Source organism: Pseudomonas sp. SJZ131 (assembly GCF_007828705.1).
In the GTDB taxonomy this organism is placed as follows: Bacteria; Pseudomonadota; Gammaproteobacteria; order Pseudomonadales; family Pseudomonadaceae; genus Aquipseudomonas; species Aquipseudomonas prosekii.
Window position 1 is genome coordinate 1,294,413 of sequence record NZ_VIVC01000001.1, and the last position, 17,364, is coordinate 1,311,776.

General features: G+C 59.7%; 13 protein-coding genes. 8 read left to right on the forward strand and 5 right to left on the reverse strand.

The annotated features are described in order from the left end of the window. Positions 1–76: 76 nt before the first annotated feature. The 8 genes from FBY12_RS05605 (at position 77) to FBY12_RS05640 (ending at position 14,620) form a co-directional block, all read left to right on the forward strand. A complete protein-coding gene (locus tag FBY12_RS05605) occupies positions 77–2,080 on the forward strand; it encodes a type VI secretion system tip protein VgrG (RefSeq protein WP_145251852.1) in 2,004 nt (667 codons plus the stop codon). Then, positions 2,077–2,943 carry a DUF4123 domain-containing protein gene (locus FBY12_RS05610; protein ID WP_145251854.1) on the forward strand — a complete coding sequence of 289 codons (867 nt, stop codon included), beginning with the start codon at positions 2,077–2,079 and terminating at the stop codon, positions 2,941–2,943. Before FBY12_RS05605 ends, FBY12_RS05610 begins: the two co-directional genes overlap by 4 nt. Further along, positions 2,940–6,563 carry a toxin VasX gene (locus FBY12_RS05615; RefSeq protein ID WP_145251856.1) on the forward strand — a complete coding sequence of 1,208 codons (3,624 nt, stop codon included), beginning with the start codon at positions 2,940–2,942 and terminating at the stop codon, positions 6,561–6,563. Before FBY12_RS05610 ends, FBY12_RS05615 begins: the two co-directional genes overlap by 4 nt. A 151-nt stretch (positions 6,564–6,714) precedes the next feature. Further along, positions 6,715–7,674 carry a hypothetical protein gene (locus FBY12_RS05620; RefSeq protein WP_256663263.1) on the forward strand — a complete coding sequence of 320 codons (960 nt, stop codon included), beginning with the start codon at positions 6,715–6,717 and terminating at the stop codon, positions 7,672–7,674. A 485-nt stretch (positions 7,675–8,159) separates the two neighbouring features. Continuing rightward, positions 8,160–8,909 (forward strand): hypothetical protein, encoded by a 750-nt coding sequence (locus FBY12_RS05625; protein WP_256663264.1) that lies wholly within the window; start codon positions 8,160–8,162, stop codon positions 8,907–8,909. A 235-nt stretch (positions 8,910–9,144) separates the two neighbouring features. Then, positions 9,145–10,389, forward strand: a complete 1,245-nt coding sequence (locus tag FBY12_RS05630) for an exonuclease SbcCD subunit D C-terminal domain-containing protein (RefSeq protein WP_145252336.1) — start codon at positions 9,145–9,147, stop codon at positions 10,387–10,389. Continuing rightward, positions 10,386–14,027 carry an AAA family ATPase gene (locus FBY12_RS05635; protein ID WP_145251860.1) on the forward strand — a complete coding sequence of 1,214 codons (3,642 nt, stop codon included), beginning with the start codon at positions 10,386–10,388 and terminating at the stop codon, positions 14,025–14,027. The genes FBY12_RS05630 and FBY12_RS05635 overlap by 4 nt, the downstream gene beginning before the upstream one ends. Continuing rightward, a complete protein-coding gene (locus FBY12_RS05640; RefSeq protein ID WP_145251862.1) occupies positions 14,024–14,620 on the forward strand; it encodes a glutathione S-transferase in 597 nt (198 codons plus the stop codon). Before FBY12_RS05635 ends, FBY12_RS05640 begins: the two co-directional genes overlap by 4 nt. A 96-nt stretch (positions 14,621–14,716) precedes the next feature. Here the strand turns inward: FBY12_RS05640 and FBY12_RS05645 are convergent, their stop codons facing one another. The 5 genes from FBY12_RS05645 to FBY12_RS05665 form a co-directional block, all read right to left on the reverse strand. Continuing rightward, a complete protein-coding gene (locus tag FBY12_RS05645; protein ID WP_145251864.1) occupies positions 14,717–14,974 on the reverse strand; it encodes a hypothetical protein in 258 nt (85 codons plus the stop codon). Next, positions 14,971–15,186, reverse strand: a complete 216-nt coding sequence (locus FBY12_RS05650) for a hypothetical protein (protein WP_145251866.1) — start codon at positions 15,184–15,186, stop codon at positions 14,971–14,973. Before FBY12_RS05650 ends, FBY12_RS05645 begins: the two co-directional genes overlap by 4 nt. 247 nt (positions 15,187–15,433) lie before the next feature. Then, positions 15,434–15,613: a hypothetical protein gene (locus FBY12_RS05655; RefSeq protein WP_092280610.1), complete on the reverse strand. Its 180-nt coding sequence runs from the start codon at positions 15,611–15,613 to the stop codon at positions 15,434–15,436. 179 nt (positions 15,614–15,792) lie between these two features. Next, complete coding sequence (locus FBY12_RS05660) at positions 15,793–16,968, reverse strand: lactonase family protein (protein ID WP_145251868.1); 1,176 nt, start codon at positions 16,966–16,968, stop codon at positions 15,793–15,795. Next, complete coding sequence (locus FBY12_RS05665; RefSeq protein ID WP_121733101.1) at positions 16,955–17,254, reverse strand: DUF5629 family protein; 300 nt, start codon at positions 17,252–17,254, stop codon at positions 16,955–16,957. The genes FBY12_RS05660 and FBY12_RS05665 overlap by 14 nt, the downstream gene beginning before the upstream one ends. Positions 17,255–17,364 lie beyond the last annotated feature (110 nt).

A 17,364-nucleotide genomic window follows, 5' to 3' on the forward strand; every position in this document is an offset into this window, starting at 1 on the left:
AAAACGATTCTCCTGACTGCGCCAAGTTGGCGACCCCCGCAAAGTCCCGTGCCTGAAAAGACACAGGGACATGTGGATGTTGAAGGCTGCCAAAACCGTTGTTTTCAAGCTCGAGCTTGAAGGCTCCCACCACGATCTTCAGGTGGTGGAATTTCGCGCGACCGAAGCGCTCAACCAGACCTATGAAGTCGAACTGCAACTGGTCAGCGAGCATCGGGATCTTGATCTCGAAGCGCTCCTGCATCGTCCTGCGTTCCTGTCTTTCGGCGCCGATGGCTCGGGGATTCACGGGCAGGTTTATCGAGTCGCTCAAGGCGATTCCGGCGCTCGCCTGACCAGCTACCAGATGGTTCTGGCGCCGCACCTCGCCTACCTCGCGCACCGGCATAACCAGCGCATTTTCCAGCAGCAGAACGTCCCGCAGATCATCGCCAGAATTCTCAGCGATCACGGCATGCAGTCGGATACCTGGCGTTTTCAACTCAGCGCCGATTACCCGCCGCGCATTTACTGCGTGCAATACAACGAGAGTGACCTGCACTTCATCCAGCGTTTGTGTGAAGAGGAAGGCTTGCACTTTCATTTCCAGCACAGCGTTGACGGGCACACGCTGGTGTTCGGCGATGATCAGACGGTTTTCCCCCAACCTGCCGCGCCAACCGCCTACGCCCCGGGTAGCGGGATGGTTGCCGAAGCTCCAGTCATCGACCGCTTCCAGGTGCAATTGCACACCCGCACCACCCACGTCAGCCGCCGCGATTACCACTTCGAAAAACCCAACGTACTGTTGCAGGCTGACGCGCGGGAAGCACGATTGCCTGAACTGGAGGATTACGCCTTTCCCGGGCAATTCATCCATCGTCAACGCGGGCAACATCTGAGTCAGCGCACCCTCGAGCGCCATCGCGCCGATTATCGCCAGGCCCAAGGACGCAGCGACCAGCCGCTACTGCGCAACGGCAGTTTTCTCGACCTCAGCGAACACCCGCGAGCGGACTGCAACGGCCTGTGGTTACTGACTCGCGTAGAGCATTCCGGCCGCCAGCCACAATCGCTTGAGGAAGCGGCGCCCGAAGTCAGCTCCGATGACGGTTTCACTCAGGGTTATCGCAACCATTTCGTTGCGACGCCTTGGGACGTGAATTTCCGTCCGGCGCTGGAGCACCGCAAACCTCGGGTGACCGGCAACCAGCATACGGTCGTCACCGGCCCCGCTGGCGAAGAGATCTACTGCGACGCCTACGGCCGCGTGAAAGTCCAGATGTTCTGGGACCGCGACGGACAGCAAAACGAGCAATCCAGTTGCTGGCTGCGAGTGGCGACCCACTGGGCGCATGAGCAATACGGCAGCGTGCAGATTCCGCGCGTGGGCATGGAAGTGCTGGTGGGTTTCAGCGAAGGCGATCCCGACAAACCCTTCGTCCTCGGTTGTCTGCCGAACGCCGCGACGCCGGTGCCGCTGGACCTTCCGGCGCAGCATACGCAAAGCATTCTGCGCAGCCAGAGCAGCCCCGGTGGCGGCGGTTTCAACGAGCTGCGCATCGAGGACCGCGCCGGTGCCGAGGAAATTGCGCTGCGCGCCCAGCGCGATTTCGTCCAGCTTGTACTTAATGACGAGCGCATTCAGGTCGACAACCAGCGCAGCGTGGTCGTCGGCGGCATCGCCAGCCACGACCTGCGCGGCGAAGAACAGCACCTCACCCACGGCAATCGCCTCACCGAACTGAAACAGGACGACCACCTGCTGGTGCTCGGCGACCAGCACATTCGCGTCAGCAGTCAGCGGCTTAACGCCACGCAGCAAATCCACCTCAGCGCCGGCCAGCAAGTGGTTATTGATGGCGGAGCGCACCTGACGGTCAAGGCCGGCGGGCATTGGCTGACGCTCGGGCCGGACGGCATCTTCAGCAGCGTGGCAATTGTCGAGGGCGGCGCTCCAGCGACGACGATGCCAGCGGAACCGTTGATACCGGGCGCGCTGCCGTTGCTCAAAGTGACGTTCGACCCGGCGCAGCAACGCCACGCACTGGTGGCAAACCGCAGCTCGCGTTGCCTGATTTGCGAGGCGGCCCAAGCATGACGCTCTCAACCTCTCTGCCCGCAGACCTGCCGTGGGGCAAACATCAGGCTTTGCTGTTGCTCGATGGCGCAACCGTCAGCGATTTGCCGCAACGCCTGAAACAACTGAGCCCCGGCGCCACCACGGTTGCCTTGTACGACTGCCCGTCCTTCACCGACCTGCGAGATATCTCGCCGGTTTTAGCCGCCGTGCAATCAATCGACGAACCACTTTTGCAGTTCTATCTCCAGCACGCGCACGAGGAATGGGCCGTGCTGCTGTTCAGCGCGGATTCGGTGCACGCCGTGGCGCAGCACTTGCGCAAATTGCTGACCGTCGAGTTGCCCGAAGGGTTGCCAGTGTTCCTGCGCCTGGCCGACGCCGCCGTCGCCCGAGCGCTGTTCGGCAGTGGCGATCAGCGCCTGTTCGGGCCGCTTGCGGGCGTAGTAACGAGCGATGGCGTCGCGGCGGATTGGCAACATCACCAGCCTCGGTTGGCAGAGTGCCCCAACTTGCCAACGCCCTATCGCCTGAGCGCCGAACAGAATTCAGCGCTGGACTTGGCTGATCAGCGGCGTGTGCTGATTGAACTCGACGCGCATTTACTCAAGCACTTCCCCGAATTCCATCGCGGCGCAACCGTGGCCCAACGCTGGCCAGTGCTTGAGCAGCTCGGCGCCGAGGCCAGTTCCCTGGGGCTGAACAGCCAATCCGAGCTGTTCTATTACGCCAACGTCATGGCTTGGCTGAATGGCTCACCGCTCGAACAACACCCGCACCTCAATCGATTGCTGCATACGCCTTCCCTGCAACCTATCGGTGAGCGTATCGCGCTGGCCGCCGACATGGCCCACGACTGGGCAAATCAACGAGGCCGCCCATGAACCACCCTGCCAATCTCGCCGCAGCGGCGGCGCCGAAAACTGCCATCGGCTCGCCCGGCGCCTGCCCGTTGCGCCAGACCCACGTGCAGCTTTTGCCATTGCGCTATGGCCTCGTCGAAAAAAACCTCGATCCTGATAACCATCTGAAGTTGCCTTACGCCCTCGATACGCGGCCGCTGGGCATCCGTTTGCTACGCGATGGCTGGCTGTACGTAATCGACAGCGTCACCGGCCATCTGCACGAATATCGCGTCCTCAACGGTTTGGTCAGCGCCCTGCTGCACAAGGGCGCCAAGGTGGTCGGCGACCAGCGCGCGGCCATCGAAGAGCGCCCGGCCCTGATCTTTTCCCGGCGCAGCGTGTTGCATGTGAGCTTCGCCGAGGTGCAATGGACCGCCGCCAAATGCGCCCAGGTCATCGACAGCCGCGAAGAGCGCGACCACTTCATGCAAGCCGTCGACCTCGGCCCGGTGGATTGCGCAACCGGCGGCGAGCACTTGCTGACGGTTGAGCAATCGCAGCAGTGGCTGGCCGAGATTGCCGAGGCGCCGACTCCGCCAGTGGAGAACGCACAAAGCCCGGATGAACCGTCGCCGGACGCCGTGTTGCTGCCGACCGTGCACGTCAGCGCTGTGCCCGAGCACGAACGCAAACCTTATCTTTGGGAACAACCTCAGCGTTTTCGCGAGGCGCACATCGGCGAGTTTCTCGGCCAGGTACGCCCGGCGTATCAGGACGACACGCTGTTCCTCGTGGTGCCGGACGACCTCGGCGTGCTGCGGGATCTGGCCGATTATCAAGACGTGCTGGTCGGCTGGGTCGACGACTGGACCAATGCTGATAACAACGAACGCAACTATTTGCTCGCCTGCTATATCGAGTCCTTGAGTCAACTCAGCCCGGCAGACGTCGACAAGCTGTCCGAGGTCAGCAATGACCCTCGCGCAAAAGCCTTGTTCGCCGATCTGCAGCAGTTGCCGGAAGCGGATCGCGAACAAACCCGCAAGACCTTGCTCGACTACCTGAACCGTGGCGGCAAAGTTGTCCCGCCCAGCGTTACTGTCACGCCTGAACTGGAGCAGATGCGTCGCGATGCCGTGGATCAGGCCTACGCAATGAACCGTTTCGACGGCCTCGCCCCGGACGCCACGGCGTACGGTCGCGCGAATGCTGAAGCGGACCTTCGTTACTACACGCGCGAGTATTTCGCGGCGTCACCCAGCGACTTTGTCGAGCGTCATTTGCAGACGCTGGTCAACCTCGGCAAGGACAACGATCTGCGCATCCGCAATCTGCTCGAGGGTTCGGTGTTCAGCGGTAAACGCGGGGTCAACGACTTCATCGACCGCGCCGCCATGGACGACGAATTGTTCCAGTACCGCTTCGACATTGGCCGCTGGAATAACCTGCTCGAACGCATCACCGCCGACCGCACGATGCTGGTGTGCGCCGGACGCTATCACCGCTCGGCGTGGTATTACGACGCGCACGAACCAGCGCAACTGGGCCAGGCGTTCGGCGCCGAATACGCCTGCCTCAAAGACATTTGTCGCAGCGATGAGGCGAGCGAAAAAATCCTCGGCTACCTGGAAAAACATCCGGAGCTGACCCGGCCACTGTTCTATACGTTGCCGTGGCGCCTGCAACCGGAACAAGCGGTGCAATACACGCTGTTGTTCAACGCCGGCATGGGCGTGTTCAACAACCTGCCGCGCTGGCTCGCCGAGTTGAAGAAAATCGAGCAACCGCACCTGCCGGCCCTCGACGATTTACCCGAGCACACCCGCGCCGTCGCCGACGCGGCGCAACACAGCATCAGCCCCGCGCTGAACATGGGGCTGAGTCGCGCGTTGGAAGGATTCAACCTCGCGGCGGAGAAAATCCCTGACCTCGACGAACTGTTCCAGCGCCTGCCCAAGGCGCTGTACATGCGACTGCTCGACGCGGCAAAAACCACCGGCGTGACCTTTACCGTCGCCACAGCGGCGGAACACGCAGCGCTGCAAACCAACCTCAAAGAAATACTCAGGGAGCGTGACTACCTGAAAACCCTGACCCGTGAACGCAACCAAATCACCCACAACAAAAACCGCCAGGGCCACAAGTCGCCACGGGCGGTGGAGTTGCAGGACGAAATTGCCCGGGTGCGCGGGCAATTGACGCAACTCGAGGCGCGGTTGGCCGGCGCGCTCAGCCCGATCGCGGAACTGCCGGATCAATCGGTGCGGCTGTACGGGGCGACGCCGGCTCGCGCGGGGGTGACGCTGGTGTTTCCGCCGGCGCAGCAGACCGAGGTCAGGAGTTTGCTGAAGAGTATCCGGATGGGGGTTAGCGCGGTGCCGAATGCGGGATTGATTAAAAGCGAGGGGATGGGGTTGTTGGTGTTTTTGGTTCAGGGGGTGAATTTGGTTTCGGTGATAAGAGAATTGACCAACCAATCCGGTAACAAGCGAACATGGATGCCTTTGGCCAATGCACTTGCTGCTACCGGAGCAGCGGGATTCACTGCGGCCCAGAGTCTCTTTGACACTGCTCTAAAAGCACGAAGTGCGGAGCTCGTCGCGGGTCTCCAGCGACACGCCTTGCAGAGCGTTCACGTGCAGATGGGAAAAATGCATATTGGGCTAGGTGGCTTCACCTACTTTTTCGGGTTCCTTGCGTCAGTAATGAGTTTGAATACTCAGCATCAGAACTGGCAGCAGGCAACACGCAGCGGAAATGAGTCAGCTCAGAACAGTGCAGCGCTTGCCGCGCTGGGAGCAACCGGAATGACGACAGTTAATGCTTATGGTTTTAGCCATACATTCCGCGCCACGATCAAAGTAATTACTGCACAGAATGCCGCTGCGCGAACAACCGCTTGGGCCGCCGCAGGCACTCGTCTATCTTCGGTGTTTTTTCGATTTAACTTGGCCGGTGCGCTGTTCACGGTACTAGAACTGGCCGGTACTTGGCTCTACAACCGATACAACATCAGCGCCCACGACAAATGGCTCAGAACGACGCCGTGGAGTCTAGATGCCAATGTGCGCGGCGACCATACTTTGGAAGAATACAAAAGTTACTTAACCTATTTGATCCATGCTCCCTATGTTCAATTGGGTAAAAACGAACATGACTCGTGGCTGAGAAACCTGCTGTTAAAAGCGAAAGACAGGGATATCCATCTGATATTGCCTGGACTAACGGCTGATGATTTTCAGCCATCGTTGAATGGTCAACCAGCCAATCGTATGGGAATCGGCGCTCTACGTTCGTCCACTCCCCTCCACAACCGAGGTACGCCCAGGAAGCGTACGGACTTTATCAGCGATGATGTTGCGCGCAGTCTACGCATCGTTGAGAAAGGCCCGGATCGCTTGATACTTTGCTTGCAATATCCACCAGATCCCGAGGCCGAATACGCGCCCGCCTCAGAAATTGTTGAATTGACGGTGTGCATACAAACTTTAGGCAACAAGGGAGAGTGGATTTCCTGCAATCGCGTCATCCGTTTCAATGCCCATGGTGAAGGACATTTTCCGGCTCTGCCGAATCAGCACGTCACCGAGCGTCCGCCAATGCTGCTGGTTGAAATTCATCTGCTGGAGCTGGCCGACCATGCCCACCAAGAACAATAGATCTGTACCTACGCCGCAGTATCAAAGGTGCCGACAAGCAGGGGATGTCGAACCGTTTCCGAGCGGAAGAATCACTTATCTTGCGCCGTTTCCATTACCAACATCCATGTCGCCTCACGGACCTCACATCGGGAAATTGAATGATGTATTCATGGACTTCGGATTGGGGACGCCGGAGGTGTTTTCGTGGCAGGCCATATTAGGGCTCCCGTTCACGGGCGCCTTTATTGCTATGTGTGTTTTCCCGCTGATCAGCGGGTTCCTGTTTTTTCTTTTCGGAATGGCTTGGGACGATATTACTGACGCCATAAAAGGCGTTTTTTTCGAGATAGATGGATATGCAGCACTCACAGGAGCGGTCTCCTTAGTCATAGGTCTGTGCACTTGGCACCACAACCACAAAAAACGTCTCCAAATCATCCCCACCCGCTTCAACCGCCAGCGCCGCGAAGTCTGCTTCAACCCCGAAGACGCCACCGAACCCGTCTTCGTCCCTTGGGAATCGCTATCCGCCTGGGTCATCGAGTCACAAGGCGCGACCCAATACGGCATCCAGCGCCAGTACGGTATGGGCATCGGTTTCCAGCATGGCGAAACCCTCACCAGCGTCGAATTCCCCTGCTTCGGCCTACCCATCGCCATCAGCCATTGGGAAGCGATTCGCGGTTACATGGAATATGAAATCAACGACCTCAAGACCATCCAGGACCCGCTAGACCTGCAAAACCCCGGCGATCCACCGCACGAAGGCTTGCACACTTTCCACAATGCTCGCGCGCGCATGCATCAACAAATCCGCGACGGCGAACGCAACCGGCTCTCGGGATTTTTCTGGTACCTGTATCACGTGATGACCCTGTGGACGATCCCCAACCACCTGACCGAATGGGAAGTCCGCCGCATCCAGAAAATGGCCCCGCACGCCATGCCGGAAGTGATGCAACAGTGGTCGGAACCGCTGCCAAAAGAACAATGGGCCAAACCCAGCGAGGAACTGGCGCGGATGAGCGAACAAGTGCGGCAACTGCACAAACGCCAGCCTCGGCGACCGATTACCGAGATTTTTGCTGAAGTGCGGCGGATGAATCCGACGGGTAAACGAAGTGCTTGAAATCTTCTGGGGGGTTAGACACGCGCGGCGCTTTTTACTCGGCTCATTACTGAGCGCCGGCCCAATGTCGCTGGTTGAAACCCATTTGCTGGAGCTGGCCGATCATGCCCACCAAGATTGATAGCCCGCTGCCTTCCTCCCACATTGAGCAATCCCGTGAGGCTGGCGATGTGGAACCGTTTCCAAGTGGAAGTATCACTTATCTGGCGCCGTTACCACTACCGACACTCATACCACCGCACGGCCCTCACATAGGGGAATTGAATGACATCTACTTGGACTTCGGACTGGGATGGCCTGAGGTATTTTCATGGCAAGCAATATTGGGAGGTGCATTTAGCGTCGCCTTCTCTATCGCTTTTCTATTTCCGCTACTGACTGGCGTATTAGGAATTTTCTTTGGTTACGGTTGGGAGGATATCTGGAGCTCAGTGGTCGGGATATTCGACACCGGCTATGCATACGCTTTGATAACCGGTGCTTTCATGCTGCTGATCGGCCTCTGCGTCTGGAACCACAACCACAAAAAACGCCTCACCATCATCCCCACCCGCTTCAACCGCCAGCGCCGCGAAGTCTGCTTCAACCCCGAAGACGCCACCGAACCCGTCTTCGTCCCTTGGGAATCCCTATCCGCGTGGGTCATCGAATCCCAAGGCGCCACCCAATACGGCATCCAGCGCCACTACGGCATGGGCATCGGTTTCCAGCATGGCGAAACCCTGACCAGCGTCGAATTCCCCTGCTTCGGCCTGCCCATCGCCATCAGCCATTGGGAAGCGATTCGCGGGTACATGGAATACGAAATCAACGACCTCAAGACCATCCAGGATCCGCAAGACCTGCAAAACCCCGGCGACCCACCGCACGAAGGCCTGCACACTTTCCACAATGCTCGCGCGCGCATGCATCAACAAATCCGCGACGGCGAACGTAACCGGCTCTCTGGATTTTTCTGGTACCTGTACCACGTCATGACCCTGTGGACGATCCCCAACCACCTGACCGAATGGGAAGTCCGCCGCATCCAGAAAATGGCCCCGCACGCCATGCCGGAAGTGATGCAACAGTGGTCGGAATCGCTGCCGAAAGAACAATGGGCCAAACCCAGCGAGGAACTGGTGCGGATGAGCGAACAAGTCCGGCAACTGCACAAACGCCAGCCTCGGCGGCCAATTACCGAGATTTTTGCTGAAGTGCGGCGGATGAATCCGTGCCGAAAACCCGGCGGATAAACACATTCTTTGTGGCGAGGGGGCTTGCCCCCGTTGGGTCGCGAAGCGGCCCCGTTGTTTTATTCCAGCCCGCCGAATCATTTGAAGCACGACTGCTGCGCAGCCGAACGGGGGCAAGCCCCCTCGCCACAGGTGATGCGTGACCACATCCGCGGTGTTTGCCAGTAAACTCCCTCTCCTTTAGCCGCCCATGTTTACCCCCGCGGCCATCACTTTATTGTTTGCGGAGATTGCCTTGCGTCTGTTCCACACCTCCGACTGGCACCTTGGGCAGAACTTGCACGGCCAGGATCGCGATTTCGAGCACGGTTGTTTTCTCGAATGGCTGTTGCGCCAGCTGAAGCTGGACCAGCCCGACGTTTTGCTGATCGCTGGCGATATCTTTGACACGGTCAACCCGCCGGTCAAAGCCCAGGAACGCCTCTACGATTTCATCGTCGGCGCTCACGAACAGCAGCCGTCGCTGACCATCGTGATGATTGCCGGCAACCACGATTCCGGCTCGCGCATCGAACTGCCCGCGCCGCTGATGCGGCGCTTGCGCACTCACGCGCTGGGTCGGGTGTTGTGGCTGGATGACGGCCAACTTGATGCCGAACGGCTGTTGCTGCCGTTGCCCGACGCCAGCGGCGAAATTCGCGCCTGGTGCCTGGCGCTGCCGTTCCTGCGGCCGGCCGAAGTGACCGGCGCGCAGTTGGGCGACAACTATTTGCGCGGTATCGGGCAGGTCCACGAATGGCTGATCGCCGCAGCCAACGCCAAACGCACGCCGGGGCAGGCGCTGATCGCCATCAGCCACGCGCACATGGCCGGCGGGTCGGTCTCGGAAGATTCCGAGCGCAGCCTGATCATCGGCAATGCCGAAGCCCTGCCCGCCAGCCTGTTTGGCACGACCATCAGCTACGTCGCGCTCGGGCATCTGCACAAACCGCAGAAGGTCAACGGTGAAGAACGCATCCGCTACAGCGGCTCGCCGATTCCGCTGTCGTTCTCCGAGATCAATTACCAACACCAGATTCTCGACGTCAAACTCGACGGCGAAACCCTGCTCAGCGTCGAACCGAAACTGATCCCGCGCGCGGTCAATCTGCAGCGCATCGGCCCGGCGCCGCTGGCCGAGATTCTGCTGCAACTAGCCGAGCTGCCGAACACTGATTTGCTCGAAGATCTGCAGCGCCAACCGTGGCTGGAAGTGCGCGTGCGCCTCGAAGAGCCGCAACCCGATCTGCGTTATCAAGTGGAAACCGCGCTGCAAGGCAAAGCCGTGCGGCTGGTGCGGATTGCCGCTGAATACGCCGGCACCGGACGCAATGACGGCGCTGATGACAATGCCACGCTGATCGAACTGGACCAGCTCTCGCCGCAGGAATTGTTCAGCCGCGCGTGGCAGGACAACTACGGCAGCGAGGTTGACGAGCAAACCCTCAAGGACTTTGCCGAGCTGCTGCAAGACGTGCAAATGGAGCGCGAACAGCCATGAAAATTCTCGCGATCCGCTTGAAAAACCTCGCCTCGCTCGCCGGGCCGTTTGAAATCGACTTCACCGCCGAACCGCTGGCCAGCGCCGGATTGTTCGCGATCACCGGGCCGACCGGCGCCGGCAAAAGCACCTTGCTCGATGCCTTGTGCCTGGCGCTGTTCGGTGCCGTGCCGCGCCTGAACAACACCGGGCGCGACGCCAAAGTGCCGGACGCCGACGGCGAAATCGGCACCGGCGACCCGCGTACCTTGCTGCGCCGTGGCACCGGCGAAGGTTATGCCGAAGTCGATTTCGTCGGCATTGATGGCCGTCGTTATCGCGCGCGCTGGGAAGCCAATCGCGCTCGGGAAAAGGCTGGCGGCAAGTTGCAAGCCAGTCGCCAGAGCCTGCGCGATATCGATCAGGATCAGTTGCTGGCGAGTCAGAAAGGCGAGTACAAGACCCAACTCGAAGCCGCGCTGGGCCTGAACTTCGAACAGTTCACCCGCGCCGTGCTGCTGGCCCAGAGCGAGTTCAGCGCGTTCCTCAAGGCTGACGACAACGACCGCAGCGAACTGCTGGAAAAACTCACCGACACCGCGCTTTACACGCGTCTGGGCCGGCGCGCGTTCGACAAGACCAAAGAGGCGCGTGAAGCGCACAAATTGCTCCAGGATCAGGCCACCGGCGTCACGCCGCTGGCGCCCGAGGCGCGCGCTGAACTGGATGAGCGCTTCAACGAAGCGCAGCAGCAACTCAAGCTCCAGCAAGCACAACTCAAGCAACTCGAAGAGCAACACACCTGGCTCAAACAGCTACGCCAATTGCAGGAAGAACAGCAAAGCGCCGCCGAGCAATTGCACACCGCCCAGCAGCATTGGGAAGGCCTGGCCGGCGAGCGTTTGAAGCTGACCCGGCTGGAGCAACTGGCACCGCAGCGCCATCAATTTGCGCGCCAGACTGAACTGGTCGCGCAGCTCACGCCGCTGGCCGCGCAGATCCAGCAGCACACGCAGCAGCAACAGCAATTGACCGAGCGCCAGACTCAACTCGAGCAGAGCCTGAACACCGCGCACATCGCGTTGACCGAAGCGCAGGACCAGCATGCGACAAACGCGCCGCTGCTGCGTCAGGCTTTTGAAGAGCAAAGCACCCTCGCCCGCCTGGTGCGCGAGACGAGTTCGAGCGCCGACCTCAAGCAGCAAGCCGAGCAGGCCTGCACCCAGGGCCAAACCGCCATTCAAGGTTTGCTCGACCAGCAACAGCAGGTCGCCGAACGCTTGCAGCGCATTGGCGCGGAGCTTGCGCAAAGCGTGCATCTGGCGCCGCTCAGCGATGCCTGGAATGCTTACCGCGATCGGCTGCAACAACTTATGTTGATCGGCAATCGCCTGAACAAAGGTCAGGAAGAACTGGCCAATCTAGACCAACGCGCGACGCACGCCGCCGAAGCGCTGGCGGCGCAAAAGCAGAATCTGGAAGTGCTTTACAAGGAGGCCGGTGCTGAGCCGGAAGCCGTCGCCGAGCAAATCCAGCTGCTGAGCACTTTGCTGCAGGACAACCGCAAACAACTTCGCGGGTTCGAAGAACTGACGCGCTTGTGGGCCAGTCAGCAAGATCTGGACAAGCGCGGTGCCGAGCTGCAACAGCGCCAACTCGCCGCCCAGCAGGAACGCGAACGCCTGACCCAGGACGGGGTGAAAACCAAGTCCGAACTGACCGTCGCCGAACAGACCCTGAACGTCACCCGCCAATTGCTCGAACGCCAACGCCTGGCACGCAGCGAAAGTGTCGAGGAACTGCGCGCGCAGTTGCAGGACGATCAGCCGTGCCCGGTTTGTGGCAGCCCCGAGCATCCTTATCATCAGCCCGAAGCGCTGCTGCAAAGCCTCGGCCGGCATGACGAAAGTGAGCTGACCAACGCGCAGCAAGCGGTCGATGTGCTGAAGGAAAAACTCACCGAGCTGCGCGCCGAAGTCGGCGGTCTGATCGCCCAGCAGAAAGAGTTGCTGCAACAGCAGGAACAGCTCGCCAGCCAGCAACAGAGCCTGACGCCGAGCCTCGAAGCGCACCCGCTGTCCGCGCAATTGCTCAATCAGGACGCGGCCAAACGCGACGCCTGGCTCGCGCAACAGAACAGTCAACTGAACCAGAGCATCACTCAGGACGAACAGCGCCAAAGCGCCCTGCTCACCTTGCAACAGGACGCCGCGCGCCTCGCGCAGCAACTGCGCAACGCTGAGACCGCCAGCCAGCAAGCCGCGCAACACCTGAGCAATCAGCAACAAGCGTTGGGCAACGACCGCCAGCGCCTCGACGAAGAACTGACGGCGTTCCGCACGCTGCTCCCGTCCGATACGCTCGAAGCCCTGCGCAACGAGCCGGCCGCGACGTTCATGCAGCTCGACCAGCAAATCGCCCAGCGCTTGCAGCAACTTGAGCAGCAGCGCGACGAACTCGGCGAACAGCAGCAGCGCCAACATACGCTTGAAAAAGAACAGGATCGCCAGCAGACCCGCGCGCAACACCTGCAAACCGTGCAACAGCAGTTCAACGTACTGGCCGAACAGCACCAGACTGGCGAGCACAAACTCGCACAATTGCTCGGAGAACATGCCAGCGCCGAGCAGTGGCAGCAGCAACTCGATCAGGCGGTTGAACAGGCTCGCGCAGCGGAATCCGGCGCCAATCAGGAGCTGCAAAGCGTGCGCACGGCGCTGGTGCAACTGGCCGCCGAACTCAAGGCGCAGCAACAGCGTTCGCAAGCGCTGGAAACTGAGGATCGCGAGCTCAGCAGCAAGATTGCCGACTGGCGCGCGCAGCATCCGCAGCTGGATGACGGTGGTCTCGAAGCATTGCTGAGCGTGGACGATAAGCAGGTCAGTGAGCTGCGGCAGATGCTGCAAAGCAGCGAAAAAGCCATCGAACAAGCCAAGGTGTTGCTGGAGGAACGCGACAAGCGTCTGCTCCAGCATCAGGCGCAGCACAACGGCAACCTCGACGCCGAACAATTGGCGAATGCGCTGGCGGAACTGCAAAACCAGTTCAGCGTCAGTGAGCACCGATGCGCCGAATTGCGTGCCGAGCAGGCTGAAGATCAGCGCCGGCAAAATGCCAATCAGGCCCTGGCGCAGCAGATCGCCGATGCCTACACCGAGTACCAGCGCTGGGCGCGCTTGAGTGCGCTGATCGGCTCGGCGACCGGCGACACCTTCCGCAAGATCGCTCAGGCCTACAACCTCGACTTGTTGGTGCATCACGCCAACGTGCAATTGCGCCAACTGGTGCGACGCTATCGTCTGAAGCGCGGCGGCAGCATGCTCGGCTTGCTGGTGATGGACACGGAAATGGGCGACGAATTGCGTTCGGTGCATTCGCTGTCGGGCGGCGAAACGTTCCTCGTGTCGTTGGCCCTGGCGCTAGGTCTGGCGTCAATGGCGTCGAGCACGTTGAAAATCGAATCGCTGTTTATCGACGAAGGTTTCGGCAGCCTCGATCCGGAATCGCTGCAACTGGCAATGGACGCGCTCGACGGTTTGCAGGCGCAGGGGCGCAAGGTCGCGGTGATTTCCCACGTGCAGGAAATGCATGAACGGATTCCGGTGCAGATTCAGGTCCGCCGCCAAGGCAATGGCTTGAGCACGCTGGAGGTCAAATGACCACGCTGTATTCTTTCCGCCGCTGTCCCTACGCGATGCGCGCCCGCATGGCGCTGCGTTATTCAGGGGTTGAGGTGCAAATTGTCGAAGTCAGCCTGAAAGCCAAACCGGCCGAGATGCTGGCGTTGTCGAGCAAAGGCACGGTGCCGGTGCTGGCGGTGGATGGTCGGGTGATTGATGAAAGCCTGGCGATCATGCACTGGGCGTTGGCGCAGAACGATCCTGAGGACTGGCTGCTCGCAGGTGACGCGGTCGGGCAGCAACGGATCGCGGCGCTGATCGAGGAAAATGATCAAGTGTTCAAGGTGCATTTGAATCGCTACAAATACGCCGAGCGGTATCCCGAGCAGCCGATGGAAACGTATCGGGCCGAAGGCGAGGTGTTTTTGCGCATGCTTGATGAGTTGCTGCGAGGTCAGGATTATTTGCTGGCCGAGCACCCGAGTCTGGCGGATGTGGCGTTGCTGCCGTTCGTGCGGCAGTTTGCGCATGTCGATCGGGAATGGTTTGCGCAGACGCCGTATGCGCGATTGCAGGCCTGGCTGCAACGGTTCCTCGACTCGGAACTGTTCACCGCCATCATGAAGAAATGACCGCGTACCCGTAGGAGCAAAGCTTGCTCGCGATGACGTTACCAAGGACGCCATCGCGGGCCAGCCATGCTCCTACAGCGTCATGTATGCGGGTGTTCAAGCCAACACCGAGCACATCCCCAGCGTCGAGCAATCGACCTGGAACGTCCCGAGAAACTCGGCGCTGCGCTTGATCGGCGGATTCCCCACCAGCAGGCCCAAGGCCTTGGCGGTCTGAATATTGTGCGCAATGTTGTGATTGCATTCGATGGCCCGCGCTACCGAACCTGCCGAGCCCTGCCCGATCCCCAGTAACGAAGCGCCATTGGTCATGAATGCCAGAAAGGCAATGACCCAGAGTTTGTGCCCTTTCATGCCCCGACGACTCCCGCAATGTCTGCGCGATCGACCACCACATTTTGTTGGGCGCGGTGTTCGAACTGGACGCCGGGATAGGCGACTTCAATCGGTGCCTGACGGTCGTGCTGCGCTTGCGGCGAGAGGCTGATGACGAGGACCATGGCCACGTAGAGACCGATGGCCAGGTAGGCGCCGTGTTTGGCGGAAGTGATGATTGCGTGGGCCATGGTGTTCTCCGTGGGCATGTTTCAGTGCCGACAGAATCGATCAAAAAAACGGTGCTCACCACTCAGGGTTTTCCATAGTGACCATCAACCTGGTTGATCATTAAAAGCATCTATATCGCCGCTGAATAAAACCTATAAAGCAAGAAAACGCACACGCGTAGGCGCTGCCGAAAGCTGCGATCTTTTGCTGTTAAAAGTCAAAAGATCACAGCCTTCGGCAGCGCCTATAGGCAACGTTCATTAGATTTCAGGCTTGAGTTTTGTGGTCCAGCGCGGCGTAGAAGTTGGCACTTTGTTGCAGGTATTTTTGCGTGTAGCTCTGGGTGTGGGATTTTTTGCTGCTGATTTCAGTGTTGGCACTGGCTGGCAGGGCAACGGTGGCAGAGATAGCGGATGCGGCGATGATGGAGAAGAGATTGAAGTTCATGGCGGTATTCCTCGGAGTCAGTTGGCTTGCTTGCCTGGTTAGGCCGTGAAGCAAACTTAACGCCCGAGGCTGTGCGCCCTGAAATGCTTTGTAACAGTAGCCGTTATCAGTCTGATTAATACTAGTGCGCAGGCCCCATCAAACGGGGCCTGCGGCGTATTGACGCAGCTTTTGATGCGTTACTGACGCACCAAAAACTTGATATCGCTCGGCGCATCCATCGGCAATTTCTGCACGGTTTTGCCTAACAGACCGGTTTTGGCATCACGCTCGACCACGACAATCTGATTACTTTTCTGATTGGCGATCAGCAGGAATTTGCCACTCGGGTCGAGGCTGAACTCGCGCGGATGGTCGCCTTCCACGGAACGGCGTTGCACTTCCTTGAGCTGCGCGGTCGCCGGGTCGATGGCGAACACCAGCAACTGATTCGCCGTGCCACGGTTGCTGACGTAGAGGAACTTGCCGTCCTTGGAAGCGTGCAGTGCCGCGCCGGCCTTGTCGGCAGTCGGCTGCCCCGCCGCCATGTCCACCAGTTGAGTTTGCTTGAGCGTGCCGTCCTGATAATCGAACACCGCCACCTGAGCGCTCATTTCCATGGTCAGCCAGGCGTGTTTGCCATCGGCGCTGAACAGCAAATGCCGCGGACCGCTGCCTGCTGGCAATGCCACCGAGGGCGGATTGGCCGGGGTCAGCGGCAGCTGCGGATTGGCCTTGGGATCGAAGTGATAGACAAAAATCTTGTCTGCGCCCAAGTCGTTGGAGAACACATATTTGCCGTCCGGCGAGGAAATCGTCGAATGCACGTGCGCCGACATCTGGCGCTCGGGATTGACCCGACTCGACGGATGACTGCTCATCTGCACCACGGGTTTGAGCTGGCCGTCGGCGTCTACCGGGACCACCGCGAGGGTGCCGCCCGGATCTTCGACCACTGAATAGTTGCTGACAAACAGGTGGCTGCCGTCACCGCTGTGGCTCGAGTGCGTTGGCTCGTTGCCGAGGCTCTGCACCTGATTGATCAGCTTCAGTTCGAAGGTCTTGGGGTCGAGCGCATAGCTGCTGACCTTGCCGACCGGATCAGCCTGTCCGGGGCCATTTTCGTTGACCACGAACACCCGTTGCAGGTCTTTAGAGACGGTCAGCCACGACGGGTTTTCAGTCTTGATCACTTGCAGCGGCTTGGCGCCGATCTGGCCAGTGGCGCTGTCGAAGTTCAGGCGATAAATCCCCTGACTCTGGCCGGCCGTGTACGAGCCGACCAGCAGTTGAAAATCGTCGGCACTGGCCAGTGGCACGCCCATGGCGCCGACGCTGCCGGCCATCAACAGCGGCCAGAAATTACGCATCTTCATGCTCTTCTTCCTCATCGTCATGACCGCCAATTGCAGCCATGCACACCAGCCGATGCTCGCCGGAATCACCGGTGATCAACCAGCTCTGCAGGGTTGGATCGAATGTCGCGGCGTCGATTTCGACCTTGGTGAATTCCCAGTGTTCCAACTCTCGACCATTCATGCACTCGATGTGCAGGTTGTTGTTGGCTTCATCGAGGAAAAAATCAAAGGCGTGCAAGCCGTCGATTTCCAGCATGTCGCAGTTTTCGAGGGCATTGAGCAAGGTGTCGGTAACGGCAGTCATGGCAATCAGTCATTTGGATGGAAAGCCGCAATGATAGCTCAATGTGGGAGCGGGCCCGAGCCAGGCAACCCACTTCCATCGAGCCATGAACAAAAGTGGGAGCGAGCTCG